The organism is Streptomyces sp. HD (assembly GCF_028369295.1).
Classification (GTDB): domain Bacteria; phylum Actinomycetota; class Actinomycetes; order Streptomycetales; family Streptomycetaceae; genus Streptomyces.
Genome location: NZ_JAQMYP010000011.1, coordinates 89,697 through 105,862 on the forward strand (window position 1 = coordinate 89,697; position 16,166 = coordinate 105,862).

Sequence of the window (16,166 nt, forward strand, 5' to 3'; positions counted from 1 at the left end):
TCAGGCTCGCCGCCTCCGCCAGGGGGTCAGGACGTACTGGAGGGCGACCAGAGCTGCGTCCGCGACCACGGCCAGGAGCAGCGTGAGGACCACTCCGACGATCACCGGGGTCGGGAAGTTGCGCTGGAAGCCGTCGGTGAAGAGCTGGCCCAGGCCGCCGTCGCCGATGTAGGTCGCGACCGAGACCAGGGAGATGGACATGACGGTTGCGATCCGCACGCCGGCCATGATCACGGGGAGCGCGAGCGGGAACTCCACGGTGAGGAGGGTGCGCAGCGGGCGCGTGCCCATCGCCTTCGCCGCCTCCTTCGCCTTCACCGGGACCGAGTCCAGGCCCTCGACCGTGTTCCGGAGCAGGACCACCAGCGTGTAGACCGTCAGGCCGATGACGGTGGTGGTGCGGGTGAGGCCGGAGACCGGGAGCAGGAGTACGAAGATCGCGATCGACGGGATCGTGAACAGGACGTTCGACAGGCCCAGCAGGAAACCGCGCAGGGGGCGGATCCGGTGGGCGATCACCGCGAGGGGCAGGGAGATCAGGACGCCCAGGAAGACGGCGGTGAGCGCGGCCTGGAGGTGGGAGATCGTCAGGGTGGTGAGGTCGTCGGTGTGGTCGCCTATCCACGACCAGTCGACGGTCATGCCGCCACCCGGGCTTCCGAGTGCGCCTGGCCCGCGTGCTCGTGGATGGCGTCGCGGGAGGTGACACCGGTGAGGACGCCGTCCGCGTCGACCCGGGCGATCAGGCCGGTGGGGGAGGCGATGGACTCGTTGAGCGCCGCGAGCAGGGAGTCGCCGTCCTTGAGCGGTCGTACGGGGATCTCGGTGTCCTGCGACGCCCAGTGGACGGGCCTGTTCGCCTCGTCCAGGACCAGGCTCCAGGTGTCCCCCTCCGGTGCCGGGCTCTGTGGGACGTCGGCGAGGGTCCGCAGGGACAGCAGCTTCAGGCCGCGCTCGGCGCCGAGGAAGTCGGCCACGAAGTCGTCGGCGGGGCGGGCGAGCAGTTCGGCGGGGGAGGCGCACTGGACGAGATGGCCGCCGGTGCGGAAGATCGCGATCTGGTCTCCGAGCCGTACGGCCTCGTCGACGTCGTGCGTGACGAAGACGATGGTCTTGCTCAACTCCTTCTGCAGACGCAGGAGTTCGTCCTGGAGCTGGGTGCGCACGACCGGGTCGACCGCGCCGAACGGCTCGTCCATCAGCAGTACAGGCGGGTCGGCGGCGAGCGCGCGGGCGACGCCGACGCGCTGCTGCTGGCCGCCCGAGAGCTGGTGCGGGTAGCGGCGGCCGGTCTCGGCGGGGAGGCCAACGGTCTCCAGGAGCTCGGCGGCCTTCGCGCGTGCCTTGCGGCGGCTCCAGCCGAGCAGCAGCGGCACCGTGGCGATGTTGTCCAGCACCGTGCGGTGCGGGAACAGGCCCGCCTGCTGGATGACGTACCCGATGGAGCGGCGCAGCTCGGCGGCGTCCTGGCGGGTGACGTCCTGGCCGCCGACCTTGATGGTGCCGGAGGTCGGTTCCACCATCCGGTTGATCATCCGCAGGGTGGTCGTCTTGCCACAACCGGAGGATCCGACGAGGACGGTCACGCCGCCCTCCGGCATCTCCAGGGAGAGATCATGGACTGCTGTCGTGCCGTTGGGGAAGCGCTTGTGGACCGCGTCGAACTGGATCATGAGATGTCCCTTGCCCGGCTGTATAACGTCATGCAGAGTTCTTGGTAGCTGAATAGGTTGTCAACGGGTTGGTGTAAATCCGAAGTAACGGATGACCGAAGGGCAAGACGTGATGTCCGGGTTGAGGGGAGTTTGGGCTTGATGTCGTCTCGAATCGTGGACGCGCCGGAGGCCGTGCCCTCCGGCTACACCGGACTGGTCGTCCTCGACGGAATCGGGCTCGGCGTCGAGGGCGTCGCGCGCCTCGCCGACGGGACCGCGCGGCCGGTCCCGGCGACCGACGCGATGAAGCGGGCCGAGGAGTCCTGGGACGCCGCCCGCCTCATCGCCGCTACGGGCCGTGTCTACGGCCGTTCCACCGGAGTGGGCGCCAACCGGAACGAGGACGTGCCCACCGACGCCGCCGCCGAACACGGCCTGCGTCTGCTGCGCAGCCACGCCGGTGCCATCGGCGAGGAGCTGCCCGCCCGACAGGTCCGGGCCATGCTCGCCGTCCGCGCCAACCAGCTGCTGGCCGGCGGCGCGGGCCTGCGCCCCACCGTCATCACCGCCCTGTGCGAGGCATTGGGGAGCGGCGCCCACCCGGTCGTGAACGAGTTCGGCTCGGTCGGCACCGGCGACCTCGCGGCCCTGGCGCAGACCGGCCTCGCGCTGGCCGGCGAGCACCCCTGGCGCGGCTCCGGTGCGCCGCAGCCGCAGCCCCTCGACAACAACGACGCCCTCGCGTTCATCAGCAGCAACGCCCTCACCCTCGGCCAGGCGGCCCTCGCCCTGCACGAACTGCGCGGCCTCGTCGCCGCCACCCAGGTCGTCGCCGCCCTGTCACTGCTCGCGGTCGACGGCTCCCACGAGGCGTACGCCGCCCCCGTGCACACCGCCCGGCCGCACCGGGGGAGCACCGAGGTCGCCCGCCGGATGCGGGAGCTGATCGGCGCCGAGGACCGCCCGACCCCTCCGCTGGGCCGGATCCAGGACCCGTACGGCTTCCGCTGTCTGCCCCAGATCCACGGCCCGGCGCACGATGCCGCCGACGCCCTGGAGGAGGTGCTCGCGGTGGAGATCAACGCCGCCGCCGAGAACCCTCTTATCTCCCCCGAGGACATGGCGGCCTACCATCACGGCGGCTTCTACCAGGCCCAACTCGCCCTCTCCCTGGACCACTTCAGGCTGGCCCTGACCCAGGTGGCGCGGCTGTCGACGTCCCGTCTGTCCACCCTGAACGAGCCCGCCTACACCCGCCTCAAGCCCTTCCTCGCCGACCACGAGCCCGCCTCGTCCGGCGTGATGATCCTGGAGTACGCCGCCGCGGCCGCCCTCGGTGATCTGCGCGCCTTCTCCGCCCCCGCCTCGCTCGGCCACGCTGTACTCTCCCGGGGCGTGGAGGAGCAGGCCAGCTTCGCCTCGCTCGCCGCGCGGCAGACACTGCGTGCGTGCGGCGCGTACCGTCTCGTCGTCGGCTGTGAACTCGTCGCCGCCGTACGGGCGTTGCGCCAGCGCGGCCTCAGGCCCGACCCTGAGCTTCCGATCGGCCGGGCGATGGAGCTGGCCGAGTCGGTGCTCGACGACGACCCGGCCGACCGTCCGCTCACCGACGACGTGACGGCGGCGGCCGCACTGCTGGACCGGTTCACGGAGATCTGGAGGGGGAGCGCGGCATGAGCGCGGACAGGAACACGGGCGGGACGGACAGCCCCGCCGCGCGGTTGCAGGCGCTCTTCGAGGGGCACCGGCTCACGCCGACCCAGCGGCGCATCGCCCACAGCATGGTGCGGCGGGCCGGCGACGTGCCCTTCCTGTCCAGCGTCGAACTGGCCGAGCTCGCCGGGGTCAGCCAGCCGTCCGTGACCCGCTTCGCCGTCGCCCTCGGCTTCGACGGCTACCCGGCGCTGCGCAAGCACCTGCGCGAGGTCGCACCCGTCGAGCAGGCGGCGGACACCGGCTCGTACAACGAGTACCAGCAGGCCGTCGAGGCCGAGATCGAGAACCTGCGGCATCTGGCGGAGGTGCTGGCCGACCCGCGCCCGGTGCAGAAGGCCGGACGGCTGCTCGCCGCCTCGCGTCCCCTGCCGGTGCTCGGTCTGCGCGCCGCCGCCTCCCAGGCGTACGGCTTCTCGTACTTCGCCGCCAAGGTCCATCCGGACGTACGGCTGCTGGACGAGGGCGGCACGATGATCCAGGACCGTATCGACGCCGCCGTACGGGCCGGCGCGAGCGCCCTGCTCTGCTTCGCACTGCCCCGGCATCCGCGCGAGGTCGTGGACACCCTGGCGTATGCCAAGGAGGCCGGGCTGACGGTCGTCACCGTCGCCGACTCCGCGTTCGCGCCGGTCGCCAAGGTCTCCGACCTGCTGCTGCCCGCCGCCGTCGGCACCGGCCTTGCCTTCGACACGGCCTGCGCGCCGATGCTGCTGGGCCGGGTCCTGCTGGAGGCCATGTGCGACGACCTGCCGGACGCCCAGGCGCGGCTGGAGGAGTTCGACGCGCGGGCGGCGGCCCGGGGACTGTTCGTCGAGTGAGTTCCTGAGCCGTCTTAAGGCTCGTCTCACGTTCGCTGGCTAGCGTGCGCGCACAGCAAGTGGACAGACGCGATACGGGAGGCGGGACGTGGCACGCGCAGGTGGGCAGGGGCTGGCTCGGGTGGCCGTCGTCGTACGGGCAGGGGCGGCGCCGTTGTGGTGGCTCGGAGTGTTCGCGGCCGGCATCGGGGCGCTGGTGCCGGGGATGACGGGACGCCGGATCGGGGTGCTGGCGGGAGCGGCGCTGTTCATCGTCGCCGTGCCGGTCGTGGCGTACGCCCGTCGCAAGCGGTACGTCGCCCTGAGCCGCTCGGCCGCCCGCGCCGGCAAGCACGATGTGCTCCAGGACCGTGCCGTGGCCGTTCGCAACTGGCGCCGTGGCCACCGCTGGTGGCTGCTGCTCGCGTTCCTCGCCGCGCTGGGCAGCGCGTTCGTGGTGCCGGCGACGGGCGGGATGCTGCTCGCCGGGTGCGGGGCGGGGCTGCGGCTCAAGGCGTCCTGGCTGGGCCGGCGGGAGCGGGCCGAGAACGCCCTGCTGTGGGTGCGGGTCGACTGGCTCGACGGCCGGGGCGGCCGGCCGGCGGGCAAGGCCGTCAAGGCCTACCGCAGTACCGGCATCGCCGCGGGCGACGCGGCCCCGGGCGGGGCCCGCCGCCGCACCGCGGCGCTCGTGTAGGTCGGTGGGCCGGACCTCCGTCAGACCTCCAGGTCCTCCTCGATCTTCTTCAGCTGGTGCCTGGCCATGGCGAGGTTGGCCCGCTTGGCGTCGAGGACCAGGTAGAGGAAGAGTCCGTTGCCCCCGCGCCCGGTGATCAGCCGGATCAGGTGGTACTGGTCGCTGAGGGTGATCAGGATGTCCTCGATGCCGCCCTTGAGGCCGAGGTGTTCCATCGTGCGCATCTTGGAGCGGACCACGTCGGTGTTGCCCGCGGCGGCGACATTGAGGTCGAAGCTCTTGCTGCCGCCGAGCGTGCCGAGGGCCATGCCGCTGGTGTAGTCGACGAGCGCGACGCCGGTCGCACCCTCGATGGAGGCGAGGCATTCCTTCAGGGTGGTCTCGGTGTTGGCCATGATGGGGGTTCCTCTCAACTGTCCGTAGTGGTGCGCGCGTTGGCGGTGGTGCGGGTCGTGCGCGCGTTTCTCGTGCGGGTGGGCATGGGTTTGGTCTCCTTGGACTCCTTCGGCTCCTTGGCAGAGCTCTTTGCGGGGCTCCTGCGGGGCGGCGCCGCCTCCGCGTCGATGAGCTCGCCGATGCGGGCACCGGCGCGGCGGCCCTCCAGATGCAGTCGGCCGACGTTGACGCCGTCCTTGGCGAGCAGCGTCAGCACGGCGGTGTCGCCCGCGGCGTACGTCGCCACATAGCCGTCGGCCCCGCGCACCAGCAGTTCGCGGAAGTCGCCCCGGCCGGTCGCGTCCGTCATCCGCTGTGCGACACCGAGTGCGGCGGCGGTCAGCGCGGCGAGGCCGTCCGGTTCGACGCCAGGCGTGTCGTGGGCGAGGACGAGGCCGTCCACGCCGGCCGCGAGCGCCCCGGTCAGCTGGGGCACACGGGCTCTGAGCCGGCGGAACTCGTCGAGTAGCGGGGCCTCGGCCGCCATCAGGTTTCTCCTCTCGGCGCGGGACCGCTGCGGCGGGCGCGGCACCCCGACCGGCTCGCGGTCCTCGAAGGGTTTGCGGTCAAAGGGCCTCCAGCGCATCCCTGACCCTCTTCAGCAGCGCGATGTAGGGATCGGCGGCGTCGGGTGGGTGGTCGTCCATGGGCGGCGGCTGCGAGGACACGAGCCCCGCCGCGGCCAGCCGCCGTATGTGCACCAGCGTGTGGAACGCCGGTCTGCCGAGCTCCCGCGCGATGTCCGTGGCCCGCCGCACGCCGTCCACCCTCGCGAGTACGGCGGCCTGCCGGGACGGGACCGCGGGGGCCGCCACCGGGTCGGCCCGGATCAGCGGCGCGGCGTCCGTCGCCGGGTCGGGCCAGATGCGGCGCAGCAGGGCGCGGCGGCGCAGCGTCTCGCGCTCCAGGTCGTCGACCGCCACGGGATGAACGCCGGCGAGCCAGTGCGCGGTGCCGTAGCGGAAGCGGCCGGGCGCGCTGCTGGGGGCGAGGGCGAAGTACGCGGCGTCGTACAGCGCGCTCACCTGGGCCAGCTCCAGCGCCCCCGGCGGTAGGCCGCGCCGCAGGAGCCGCCCCTCGTCGGCGTTGTCCTCGGCGTCCTGCCAGGTCTCGGCGTCGAGCGCGCCGTGGGTCGTCAGGAGCAGGCCGAGGCTGGGTGCGAGCGGGCTCTCGGCGTGCACCACCTGGCCCTCGACGAGGTGGAGCGCGCCGTGCTCACGGGCCAGCACGCCGGTGGCCCGCTCCTCCGCGAGCCGGGTCAGCATCGGCGAGACCACGCCCCGCGCCCGCTCCCGGGCCGCCGACGCGTCCCGGACGGGCAGGCGCGGCGGCGGGGTGGTTCCGACCACGGTCATGCCAGCACCAGCCGTTCGGCCATCTCGCCCAGCCGGATGCGGGCCAGCGCGAGGTTGCCGTCCGCGCGGGCCAGCCACAGGTACAGCACCACGCTGCTGTCGAACGTCGTCGGCACGAACCGCAGCACGTGGTAGCTGTCCCGGTTGCTGAGGATCACGTCCTCGACCGGCGGATCCATGTCGTCGGAGCCGTCGGCCGGCCCGAACGCGTGCTGCTCGGCGGCCAGCCGTGCCAGCTCCGCGGCCTCGGCGGCCGCCGTCTCGTGGTCACCGCCCGGAGGGTCGCCCACGGTGCCCAGGGCCAGCCCGCTCGTCCAGTCGACCAGCGCCGCCCCCCGTGCACCGGGCAGCCTCATCGTCTCCAGCAAGCACTCGTCGATTCCGGGCACCGTCGCTCCCCTCCCGCCTGGGGTTCGCCTGAGTGACGTTGAAACTACGCAACGTGTGTGCGGCGAGTGAGCGTTCGGGCATTTTCCAGTGGAACATGCGCGGAGTGACTAGGGTGGGTCAACTGAGCCCGTTTTCGAGCCAGTTGATCGCGTATGGCCTACTGCCCGGCGTCGGTCTTCGTCAACGGCGCTTCGGCGCGGGCAGGGTGGTGAGTGAAGTGGCGTGCGCCCCTCCTGATTCGGCCACGATCTCGTCGAGCGACTGCGGCTCACGCACGGTCGCGAAGGTCATGCCCCCGGCGTCGTCGGACGCGAAGCCGTAGATGCCCGGCCGGGCGAGGGAGTTGTAGGCGTAGTGGTGCGCGAAGTAGTACGCCCCCGTGTCCGCCGCCGCCGCGAAGTCCCCCTGCTCCAGCAGCGGCAGCGCGCACCCCTCGGCCAGCAGGTCGCCCGAGAAGCAGGCCGGCCCCGCCACGTCCTGCACCACGGCCGGCCCCTCCTTCGGGCGCCCCTTGCCGTCGTACGCCGCGATCCGCAGCGGCCAGCTCCCCGGCGCGTACACCGTCCGCGTCGCCACCTGCACCCCCGCGTGCGTGATCGCCACCGGCCGCCCGCCCGCGCTCTTGGCGTACTCGACCCGCGCCACGACCGTGCCGTGCTTGGCCAGCAGCGACCGGCCGAACTCCGTGACCAGCCCGTAGCGGCCGTCGAACAGCCCCGGCACCGCCTCGCTCAGCAGCCGCGCGTACTGCGCGTACGTCGGCGCGGTGGCGTCCGAGGCGAAATTGACCGGCAGCCCGCCGCCGATGTCGAGCGTGTCGATCTGCCGCCGCCCGATCCGCCGGTTGATCTCCTCGGCGAGGGCGTACGTCTCCGCGACCCCCTGCGTCATCAGTGACAGCGGGATGCCCTGCGAGCCGGTGTGCGCATGCAGCCGGGTCAGCCACGGCCGGTCCTGATACGCCCGCACGACCCATTCCCGCGCCCCCTCGTCCCGCAGCGCCACCCCGAACTTCGACGTCGCCGTCGCCGTGGACGTCGCCTCGATGGAACCCCCGCCGACCTGCGGGTTCACCCGGATCCCGAGCGGCGAGCGACTCGTGGCCGACCTCACCAGAGCGTCGATACGGTCCAGCTCCTGCGGGTTGTCCGCGTTGACGGCGATGCCCAGCGCCAGCGCCTCCCGCAGCTCGGCCGGGGTCTTGGCCGGCGAGTCCAGCACCGTCATCTCCGGACGCAGCCCCGCCGCCCGTGCCAGCGCCAGCTCGCCCGGGCTCGCCACCTCCGCCCCGATGCCCTCCTCGCGCAGTAGTCGCAGCACCGGCACCAGCGGGGTCGCCTTCACCGCGAAGGCGTGCAGCACGGGCGTCCCCGGCGCCGCCACCGCCTCGAACGCCGCCCGCAGCGCCGCCGCCGACTCCCGGATGCCGGTGACGTCCAGCAGGCCGACGATGGGGGAGTCGGGCCCGAGCAGCCCCTGCTCCACGGCCGCCCGCACCGCTTCGTCCCGCCGCGCCGCCCGGTCGGCGTCATGCGCCGGGATCGCCAATTCGTTGCCCACAACATCCCCCGTCATGCCGTTGTACGAGCCCATGCATCCAGCCAAACACCCGTGACGCGCCCGCGCTGCCTCACCGATGTATTGACTAGTTCTATTCAGACAGTCAGGATGTGAATATCCGTCTCAACAGTTCCATCCCCGACAGTTCGCAGTCACAGTCCGCTGGGAGGCAGACCATGTCAGGACCCCGCCCCGTCCGAGCGCCGCGCGGTACGGAACTGAGTGCCCTGGGATGGCAGCAGGAAGCCGCCCTGCGGATGCTGCAGAACAACCTCGACCCCGAGGTCGCCGAGCACCCCGACAAGCTCGTCGTCTACGGCGGCACCGGCAAGGCGGCCCGCGACTGGCGCTCCTTCGACGCCATGGTGCGCACGCTGCGGGGCCTCAAGCAGGACGAGACGATGCTCGTCCAGTCCGGCCGCCCCGTCGGCGTCATGCAGACCCACGAATGGGCCCCGCGCGTCCTCATCGCCAACTCCAACCTCGTCGGCGACTGGGCCAACTGGGAGGAGTTCCGCCGCCTGGAGCAGCTGGGCCTGACCATGTACGGCCAGATGACGGCCGGCTCCTGGATCTACATCGGCACCCAGGGCATCCTCCAGGGCACCTACGAGACCTTCGCCGCCGTCGCCGCGAAGAAGTTCAACGGCACCCTCGCCGGGACGATCACCCTCACCGCCGGTCTCGGCGGCATGGGCGGCGCCCAGCCGCTCGCCGTGACCATGAACGACGGTGTCGCGATCTGCATCGACTGCGACCCGCGCGCCATCGAGCGCCGCATCGAGCACCGCTACCTGGACGTGAAGGCCGACTCGCTCGACCACGCCCTCCAGCTCGCCACCGAGGCCCGCGACGCCCGCCGCCCGCTGTCCATCGGCGTCCTCGGCAACGCCGCCGAGCTGGTCCCGCAGCTCCTCGCCATGGGTGCGCCCATCGACATCGTCACCGACCAGACCTCGGCCCACGACCCGCTGGCCTACCTGCCGCTCGGCATCGCCTTCGAGGACATGGCCGACGCCGCCGCCAAGGACCCGGCGGGCTTCACCACCAGGGCCCGCGAGGCGATGGCCAGGCACGTCGAGGCCATGGTCGGCTTCATGGACGCCGGCGCCGAGGTCTTCGACTACGGCAACTCCATCCGCGGCGAGGCCCAACTCGCCGGTTACGACCGGGCGTTCGCCTTCCCCGGCTTCGTCCCCGCCTACATCCGCCCCCTGTTCTGCGAGGGCAAGGGCCCCTTCCGCTGGGCGGCCCTCTCGGGCGACCCGGCCGACATCGCCAAGACCGACAAGGCGATCCTCGACCTCTTCCCGGAGAACGAGTCCCTCGCCCGCTGGATCAAGATGGCCGGCGAGCGGGTCCACTTCCAGGGCCTGCCCGCGCGCATCTGCTGGCTCGGCTACGGCGAGCGGGACAAGGCCGGCGAGCGCTTCAACGACATGGTGGCGAGCGGCGAGCTGGCCGCACCGCTGGCCATCGGGCGCGACCACCTGGACTGCGGTTCGGTGGCCTCCCCCTACCGTGAGACCGAGGCCATGCTCGACGGCTCGGACGCGATCGCCGACTGGCCCCTGCTGAACGCCATGGTGAACGTGGCCTCCGGCGCCTCCTGGGTGTCCCTCCACCACGGCGGCGGCGTCGGCATGGGCCGCTCCATCCACGCCGGCCAGGTGACCGTGGCCGATGGCACGAAGCTGGGCGGCGAGAAGATCCGCCGCGTGCTGACGAACGACCCCGGCATGGGCGTCATCCGGCACGTGGACGCGGGGTACGACATCGCGGAGTCGGTCGCCGACGAGCGCGGCGTGCGGGTCCCGATGCGTGAAGGTGACGACGCGTGACTCAGTACTCGGGCGGGCACGGCAACTCTCCGGTGAGGACCGGGGATTCGTCGCCGGGCGCGGGTTCGGCTGTGCCCACCTTCGCCCGATCCCAGCCCGGCGGCGCCTCCTTCCACGAGATGTGGCGCGAGCTGCTTCCCATCGGCAGGCACCCCGCCTCCCACGGCTACCGGCGCTTCGCCTGGACCGGTGTCGACCTCGACTGCCGGGCCTGGTTCAAGGACCAGGCCGAGGCACGCGGGCTCACCTACGAGGTCGACCGCAACGGCAACCAGTGGGCCTGGCTCGGCGACCCCGCAGCCGGGGACGCCGTCGTCACCGGGTCGCATCTCGACTCCGTTCCGGACGGGGGCGCCTTCGACGGGCCCCTGGGCGTCGTCTCCTCCTTCGCCGCGCTCGACGAACTGCGCGGCAGGGGCGTGGAGCTCGCCAAGCCCCTCGCCATCGTCAACTTCGGCGACGAGGAGGGCGCCCGGTTCGGGCTCGCCTGTGTCGGGTCGCGGCTCACCGCCGGGCAGCTCACCGTGGAGAACGCCCACCGGCTGACCGACGGGGACGGGGTCAGCCTGCCCCGGGCCATGGAGGCCGCCGGGTACGACCCCGAGACCATCGGCGCCGACCCGGAACGGCTCGCCCGCATCGGTGCCTTCGTAGAACTGCACGTCGAGCAGGGCCGGGCCCTCGACCTGTCCGGCGACCGGGTCGGCATCGCCAGCGCCATCTGGCCGCACGGCCGGTGGCGGTTCGACTTCCGGGGCGAGGCCAACCATGCGGGGACCACCCGGCTCGTGGACCGGCGCGACCCCATGCTGTCGTACGCCGAGACGGTGCTCGCCGCCCGCCGGGAGGCCGAACTCGCCGGTGCCGTGGCCACCTTCGGCAAGATCGCCGTCGAGCCCAACGGTGTCAACGCCATCCCCTCCCTGGTGCGCGGCTGGCTCGACTCCCGGGCCGAGGACCAGGCGAGCCTCGACCGTGTGGTCGGCGGCATCGAGAAGGCCGCCCGGGAGTACGCGGCGGCCCACGGCATCGACCTCGACGTCGTCCGGGAGTCCTTCACGCCCGTCGTCGAGTTCGACCACGCCCTGCGCGACGAACTGGGCCGCATCCTGGGCAAGGACACCGACATCACCGTCCCCGTCCTGGGTACCGGTGCCGGACACGACGCCGGAATCCTGTCCGGGACCATCCCGACGGCCATGCTGTTCGTACGCAACCCCACGGGCGTCTCGCACTCCCCGGCCGAGTTCGCCGCCGAGGACGACTGCGTGGCCGGGGTCCTCGCACTCGCCGACGTACTGGAAGGGCTGGCCCGCAGGTGACATCGAAGACCTACTGGCTGGAGCACGCCTGGCTCGACACCCACGTCGAGCCGGGTGTGGCCCTGACCGTGTCCACCAGCGGCTCCGCCGCGGAGGCGGACGGCCGCATCACCGCCGTCCGCACGGACGTCCCCGCCCCGCCGCCCGGCGCCGAGGTCCTGCGCGGACTGACGCTCCCCGGCCTGGCCAACGCCCACTCGCACGCCTTCCACCGCGCCCTGCGCGGCACCGTCCAGGTCGGCTCCGGCACCTTCTGGACCTGGCGCGAGACCATGTACGCCACGGCCGCCCGGCTCACCCCGGAGACCTACCACGCCCTCGCCCGCGCCGTGTACGCCGAGATGGCGCTGGCCGGGATCACCGCGGTCGGCGAGTTCCACTACGTCCACCACGCCCCGGGCGGTACCCCGTACGCCGACCCCAACGCGATGGGCGAGGCCCTCATCGCGGCCGCCGCGGACGCCGGCATCCGCATCACCCTCCTCGACACCGCCTACCTGTCCTCCGGCTTCGGACAGCCGCCCAACACCCACCAGCTCCGCTTCTCCGACGGCGACGCCGACACCTGGGCCGAACGCTGTTCAGTTCTCAAGGAACGGGATCACGCACGGATCGGAGCGGCGATCCACTCCGTACGGGCCGTGCCCGCCGACCAGTTGGAGACCGTGGCGCGGTGGGCCGAGGAGCGGCGGGCCCCGCTCCATGTGCACCTGTCCGAGCAGACCGCCGAGAACGAGGCGTGCCTGGAGGTCCACGGCTGCACCCCGACCCAGCTCCTCGCCCTGCACGGTGTCCTCGGACCGCGCACCACCGGCGTCCACAACACCCACCTCACCGCCGAGGACGTCTCCCTCATCGGCGGCAGCGGCACCGGCACCTGTATGTGCCCGACCACCGAGCGGGACCTCGCGGACGGCATCGGACCCGCCGTCGCCCTGCAGAACGAGGGCTCCCCGCTGTCCCTCGGTTCCGACAGCCACGCCGTCATCGACTTGCTCGAAGAGGCGCGCGCGATGGAGCTCAACGAGCGGCTGCGCACCCGCACCCGGGGCCACTGGACCGCCGCCGCTCTGCTGCGGGCCGCCTCGGCCGACGGACACGCCGCCCTCGGCTGGGACGACGCCGGCACCCTGGAGCCAGGCGCCCGCGCCGACTTCACGACGATCGCGCTCGACTCGGTCAGGACGGCAGGGCCGCTTCCGCGGCTCGGGGCCGAGACGGCCGTATTCGCCGCGTCGGCAGCAGACGTGTCGCATACGGTCGTGGCAGGTCGGCACGTCGTACGGGACGGGGTCCACACCCTCGTACCGAATGTGCCGAGGGCCCTCGCGGACGCCGTCGAAGCCCTGCGCGGATGACTCCGGGCCGCCCACCCGCGCGGCCCGCCTCCGTCCCTGTCTCCGTCCCCGAACCCGACCCCACCGCCGACCAGGCAACCAAGGACGCCATGAGCAACGCGACGACCGTCAGCCCCGCCCACTCCGCGAGCACCGCAAGCACGCTCATCACCAACATCGCCGCCCTGGTCACCAACGACCCCTCCCTCGGTGACAATTCCCCCCTCGGACTGATCCAGGACGCGGCCGTCGTCATCGAAGGCGACCGCGTCGCGTGGACCGGTGATCAAAGCAAAGCACCCGCCACTGACAATCGGGTCGACGCAGGCGGCCGGGCGGTCGTCCCCGGCTTCGTGGACTCCCACTCCCACCTCGTCTTCGCGGGCGACCGGACGCAGGAGTTCAACGCCCGGATGTCGGGGCGGCCGTACAGCGCGGGCGGCATCCGCACCACGGTCGCGGCCACGCGGGCGGCGAGCGACGAGGAACTGGAAGCCAACCTCACCCACTACCTCGCCGAGGCCCTCCGCCAGGGCACCACCACCTTCGAGACCAAGTCCGGCTACGGCCTGACCGTCGAGGACGAGGCCCGCGCCCTGCGCATCGCCACCGCCCACACCGCCGAGGTCACCTACCTCGGCGCCCACATCGTCCCGCCGGACTTCGCCGACGACCCGGCCGGCTACGTCGCCCTCGTCACCGGCGAGATGCTCGACGCCTGTGCGCCGTACGCCCGTTGGGTCGACGTCTTCTGCGAGAAGGGCGCCTTCGACGGCGACCAGGCCCGCGCGATCCTCACCGCCGGCAAGGCCAAGGGCCTGCACCCCCGCGTCCACGCCAACCAGCTCACCTACGGCCCCGGCGTCCAGCTGGCCGTCGAACTCGACGCGGCCAGCGCCGACCACTGCACCCACCTCACCGACGCGGACGTCGACGCCCTCGCAGGCGGCCGTACGGTCGCCACCCTGCTCCCCGGCGCCGAGTTCTCCACCCGCGCCCAGTGGCCGAACGCCCGCCGCCTGCTCGACGCGGGCGTCACCGTGGCCCTCTCCACCGACTGCAACCCGGGCTCGTCCTTCACCTCCTCCGTCCCGTTCTGCATCGCGCTGGCGGTGCGGGACATGGGGATGACCCCGGACGAGGCGCTCTGGTCCGCCACGGCGGGCGGCGCCGCGGCCCTCCGTCGCGACGACATCGGCCGCCTCACCCCGGGCGCCCGCGCGGACCTGATCCTCCTCGACGCCCCGAGCCATGTGCACCTGGCGTACCGGCCGGGCGTGCCGCTGGTCAGCGAGGTCTGGCGGCGGGGCGTGCGCGAGGCCTGAGCGGGAGGGGCCTCGGGCAGCGGCCCACCGGCCGGGGGCCCGATCAGGAGGCCCCCGCCTGCCACAGCTGAAGCGCGTCCCCGTACAGCGGCTCCAGCGAAAGCCCGTCCCCGGCGCCCCCGTCCGGCGTCACCGCCCGCTCCAGCGCGATCGAGGGCCGGATCGCCCCGTCGCCGTCCACCACGAACCTCAGGTTCCGCCCGTTGGACCCGTAGACCGAGTCACAGGTCCAGATCCCGACGCCCCGGTCCGTCGAACCCCGGCTGTCCAGGCAGAAGTCGGGATCGGCGGCCGACTGCAGCACCCCGCGATCGGAGTCGACCCGCCAGCGCTGCGTCCGGGACGAGTTGCAGGGAGCCGTGACCACGTCGGTGCCGTTGAAGAAGGCGCCGCCCACGTCCAGGCACAGTCGCGTCTCGACGTTCACGACCTGGGCGTACGAGCCGTTCGGCGGGTGTGTCGCGGACGGCTTGGGGGAGGGCGGTGGCTTCGGGCGGGCCGTCTTCGACGGAGCCGGACGCTTGGTGGAAGGTTTGGCGGAAGGCTTGGGTGAGGGCGACTTGGTGGCGGTCGGCGAAGCCGACGGGCTCGCCGACACCGTGGTCGTCACCGTCACCTGCGGCACACTCACCGGACTGCCGGCCGAGCCCACCGGATCCTGCGACGGCGACGACGAACCGCCCTGCGCCACCAGGAAGAGCACCAGCGGCAGCATCGCCACTCCGAGCGCCGCCGACACCAGCACGACCCGCCGGCGGTCCGGGGGCCAGCCCTGCTGCTGCCAACCCCGCTCCGCGGCCCGGCCGGCGCCCTCCCGCTCGCCCGCGCCACCCGCCGCGTACGACGTTCCGCCCCACGGCAGCAGCCCCTCCGCCAGCGCCGTGCGCGGGGAGTCCCGCAGGGCCGACAGCTCCTCGTACGCCGTCGTGCAGTGCGGGCAGTGCACCATGTGAGCGTGCAGGTCGGCGCTGCCGCGGGGACTGTCCGGCCGTACCGACTCCTCGATGAGGCGGCCGAAGTCGGGGCAGTCGGGGCCGTCGGATGCGGCGAGGCGGGCGCGCAGACAGGCGCGGGCCAGCTGCTGGAGCGCCGGGGTGATGCCGTACGTGACGTCCGCGCGTGTGAGGCCGAGGAGACCGGCGGTGCGTTCCACCGGCTCCCGCTCCACGACTCCGTACCAGATCAGGCCCTGGGTGCGGGACGGCAGCGTCTGGAACGCCGTGAGCATGGGCGGGACCGGACCGGCGGGGCCGGCCGTGTTCAGGACGAGCAGTAGCCCCGCGTCCAGGCCCGCCGCCCGCTCGTCCATGGCCCAGGTCCCCGCCAGACGGGCGGTCAGCAGCAGGAGTTGGTGCCGCCAGGGCAGACCGTGATCGATGCCGCGCGCGGCCTGGCGGGCCGCGAGCGTGAACGCCTGGGCCGCCAGCTGCCGTGCCATCGAGTCGTTCGGGGTGCACACGCGCGCGTAGGTGAGCACGGGCGCATGATGGCGGGCGCGCAGTTCCTGGAGCGCCGTGTACGCGGTGGCCGTGTCGGCGCGCAACAACTCGGTGAGCCGTGCGTCGGACGCGCCCGCGTGGATCCCATGACCAAGGTCCCCACCGTCACCGGCCCGAGCCATCCGCCTGCCTCCTCGCAGCCTTGCGACCCGTCCGGAGTTCTGGCTTACCGGCGGGTATGACGGCTCATAGTGAAGGAACGGGAGCTTTGGGGAAAGGGTTTCTGTGGGTAACCCG

At 72.7% G+C, this 16,166-nt stretch carries 15 protein-coding genes; 7 read left to right on the forward strand and 8 right to left on the reverse strand.

The window, feature by feature from the left end; all coding sequences use genetic code 11:
* Together POF73_RS13425 and POF73_RS13430 are read right to left on the reverse strand one after the other, a co-directional pair.
* Positions 1–642, reverse strand: coding sequence for an ABC transporter permease (locus POF73_RS13425; RefSeq protein ID WP_272114920.1), 642 nt, complete (start codon positions 640–642; stop codon positions 1–3).
* Positions 639–1,673, reverse strand: a complete 1,035-nt coding sequence (locus tag POF73_RS13430; RefSeq protein ID WP_272114921.1) for an ABC transporter ATP-binding protein — start codon at positions 1,671–1,673, stop codon at positions 639–641. The genes POF73_RS13425 and POF73_RS13430 overlap by 4 nt, the downstream gene beginning before the upstream one ends.
* Before the next feature lie 141 nt (positions 1,674–1,814).
* On the opposite strand from POF73_RS13430, the gene POF73_RS13435 reads away from it, so the two are divergent.
* The 3 genes from POF73_RS13435 to POF73_RS13445 all read left to right on the forward strand — a co-directional run bounded on the left by POF73_RS13435 (position 1,815) and on the right by POF73_RS13445 (position 4,865).
* Positions 1,815–3,332 carry an aromatic amino acid ammonia-lyase gene (locus POF73_RS13435; protein WP_272114922.1) on the forward strand — a complete coding sequence of 506 codons (1,518 nt, stop codon included), beginning with the start codon at positions 1,815–1,817 and terminating at the stop codon, positions 3,330–3,332.
* A complete protein-coding gene (locus POF73_RS13440) occupies positions 3,329–4,189 on the forward strand; it encodes a MurR/RpiR family transcriptional regulator (protein WP_272114923.1) in 861 nt (286 codons plus the stop codon). Before POF73_RS13435 ends, POF73_RS13440 begins: the two co-directional genes overlap by 4 nt.
* An 88-nt stretch (positions 4,190–4,277) precedes the next feature.
* Positions 4,278–4,865, forward strand: a complete 588-nt coding sequence (locus tag POF73_RS13445) for a hypothetical protein (RefSeq protein ID WP_272114924.1) — start codon at positions 4,278–4,280, stop codon at positions 4,863–4,865.
* Between the two features lie 20 nt (positions 4,866–4,885).
* Here the strand turns inward: POF73_RS13445 and POF73_RS13450 are convergent, their stop codons facing one another.
* From POF73_RS13450 to POF73_RS13470, 5 genes are all read right to left on the reverse strand, one after another.
* Positions 4,886–5,260, reverse strand: a complete 375-nt coding sequence (locus POF73_RS13450) for a hypothetical protein (RefSeq protein ID WP_272114927.1) — start codon at positions 5,258–5,260, stop codon at positions 4,886–4,888.
* A 14-nt stretch (positions 5,261–5,274) separates the two neighbouring features.
* Positions 5,275–5,787, reverse strand: a complete 513-nt coding sequence (locus tag POF73_RS13455) for a roadblock/LC7 domain-containing protein (protein ID WP_272114929.1) — start codon at positions 5,785–5,787, stop codon at positions 5,275–5,277.
* A gap of 79 nt (positions 5,788–5,866) precedes the next feature.
* Complete coding sequence (locus tag POF73_RS13460; RefSeq protein WP_272114931.1) at positions 5,867–6,655, reverse strand: transcriptional regulator; 789 nt, start codon at positions 6,653–6,655, stop codon at positions 5,867–5,869.
* Entirely contained in the window at positions 6,652–7,044 is a 393-nt protein-coding gene (locus tag POF73_RS13465) for a hypothetical protein (protein ID WP_272114932.1), read from the reverse strand. Before POF73_RS13465 ends, POF73_RS13460 begins: the two co-directional genes overlap by 4 nt.
* Positions 7,045–7,225: 181 nt before the next feature.
* Entirely contained in the window at positions 7,226–8,620 is a 1,395-nt protein-coding gene (locus tag POF73_RS13470; protein WP_272115031.1) for a diaminopimelate decarboxylase, read from the reverse strand.
* Positions 8,621–8,781: 161 nt separating this feature from the next.
* Between POF73_RS13470 and hutU the strand changes: the two genes are divergently transcribed.
* The 4 genes from hutU to hutI are packed head-to-tail and all read left to right on the forward strand — an operon-like array spanning position 8,782 to position 14,430.
* Positions 8,782–10,446, forward strand: coding sequence for a urocanate hydratase (gene hutU / locus POF73_RS13475; RefSeq protein ID WP_272114933.1), 1,665 nt, complete (start codon positions 8,782–8,784; stop codon positions 10,444–10,446).
* Entirely contained in the window at positions 10,443–11,768 is a 1,326-nt protein-coding gene (locus POF73_RS13480; protein WP_443049510.1) for an allantoate amidohydrolase, read from the forward strand. Before hutU ends, POF73_RS13480 begins: the two co-directional genes overlap by 4 nt.
* Positions 11,765–13,126 carry a formimidoylglutamate deiminase gene (locus tag POF73_RS13485; RefSeq protein WP_272114934.1) on the forward strand — a complete coding sequence of 454 codons (1,362 nt, stop codon included), beginning with the start codon at positions 11,765–11,767 and terminating at the stop codon, positions 13,124–13,126. Before POF73_RS13480 ends, POF73_RS13485 begins: the two co-directional genes overlap by 4 nt.
* Entirely contained in the window at positions 13,123–14,430 is a 1,308-nt protein-coding gene (gene hutI / locus POF73_RS13490) for an imidazolonepropionase (protein ID WP_272114936.1), read from the forward strand. The genes POF73_RS13485 and hutI overlap by 4 nt, the downstream gene beginning before the upstream one ends.
* A gap of 43 nt (positions 14,431–14,473) precedes the next feature.
* Here hutI and POF73_RS13495 read toward each other — a convergent pair whose 3' ends face one another.
* Positions 14,474–16,051: an RICIN domain-containing protein gene (locus tag POF73_RS13495; protein WP_272114937.1), complete on the reverse strand. Its 1,578-nt coding sequence runs from the start codon at positions 16,049–16,051 to the stop codon at positions 14,474–14,476.
* Positions 16,052–16,166 lie beyond the last annotated feature (115 nt).

What these genes read in the sequence shown, in the direction of transcription:
- POF73_RS13495 (WP_272114937.1), bottom strand. Translation starts at nt 16,051, where the DNA reads ATGGCTCGGGCCGGTGACGGTGGGGACCTTGGTCATGGGATCCACGCG.
- POF73_RS13460 (WP_272114931.1), bottom strand. Translation starts at nt 6,655, where the DNA reads ATGACCGTGGTCGGAACCACCCCGCCGCCGCGCCTGCCCGTCCGGGAC.
- POF73_RS13470 (WP_272115031.1), bottom strand. Translation starts at nt 8,620, where the DNA reads ATGACGGGGGATGTTGTGGGCAACGAATTGGCGATCCCGGCGCATGAC.
- POF73_RS13435 (WP_272114922.1), top strand. Translation starts at nt 1,815, where the DNA reads ATGTCGTCTCGAATCGTGGACGCGCCGGAGGCCGTGCCCTCCGGCTAC.
- POF73_RS13450 (WP_272114927.1), bottom strand. Translation starts at nt 5,260, where the DNA reads ATGGCCAACACCGAGACCACCCTGAAGGAATGCCTCGCCTCCATCGAG.
- hutI (WP_272114936.1), top strand. Translation starts at nt 13,123, where the DNA reads ATGACTCCGGGCCGCCCACCCGCGCGGCCCGCCTCCGTCCCTGTCTCC.
- POF73_RS13430 (WP_272114921.1), bottom strand. Translation starts at nt 1,673, where the DNA reads ATGATCCAGTTCGACGCGGTCCACAAGCGCTTCCCCAACGGCACGACA.
- POF73_RS13455 (WP_272114929.1), bottom strand. Translation starts at nt 5,787, where the DNA reads ATGGCGGCCGAGGCCCCGCTACTCGACGAGTTCCGCCGGCTCAGAGCC.
- POF73_RS13425 (WP_272114920.1), bottom strand. Translation starts at nt 642, where the DNA reads ATGACCGTCGACTGGTCGTGGATAGGCGACCACACCGACGACCTCACC.
- hutU (WP_272114933.1), top strand. Translation starts at nt 8,782, where the DNA reads ATGTCAGGACCCCGCCCCGTCCGAGCGCCGCGCGGTACGGAACTGAGT.
- POF73_RS13440 (WP_272114923.1), top strand. Translation starts at nt 3,329, where the DNA reads ATGAGCGCGGACAGGAACACGGGCGGGACGGACAGCCCCGCCGCGCGG.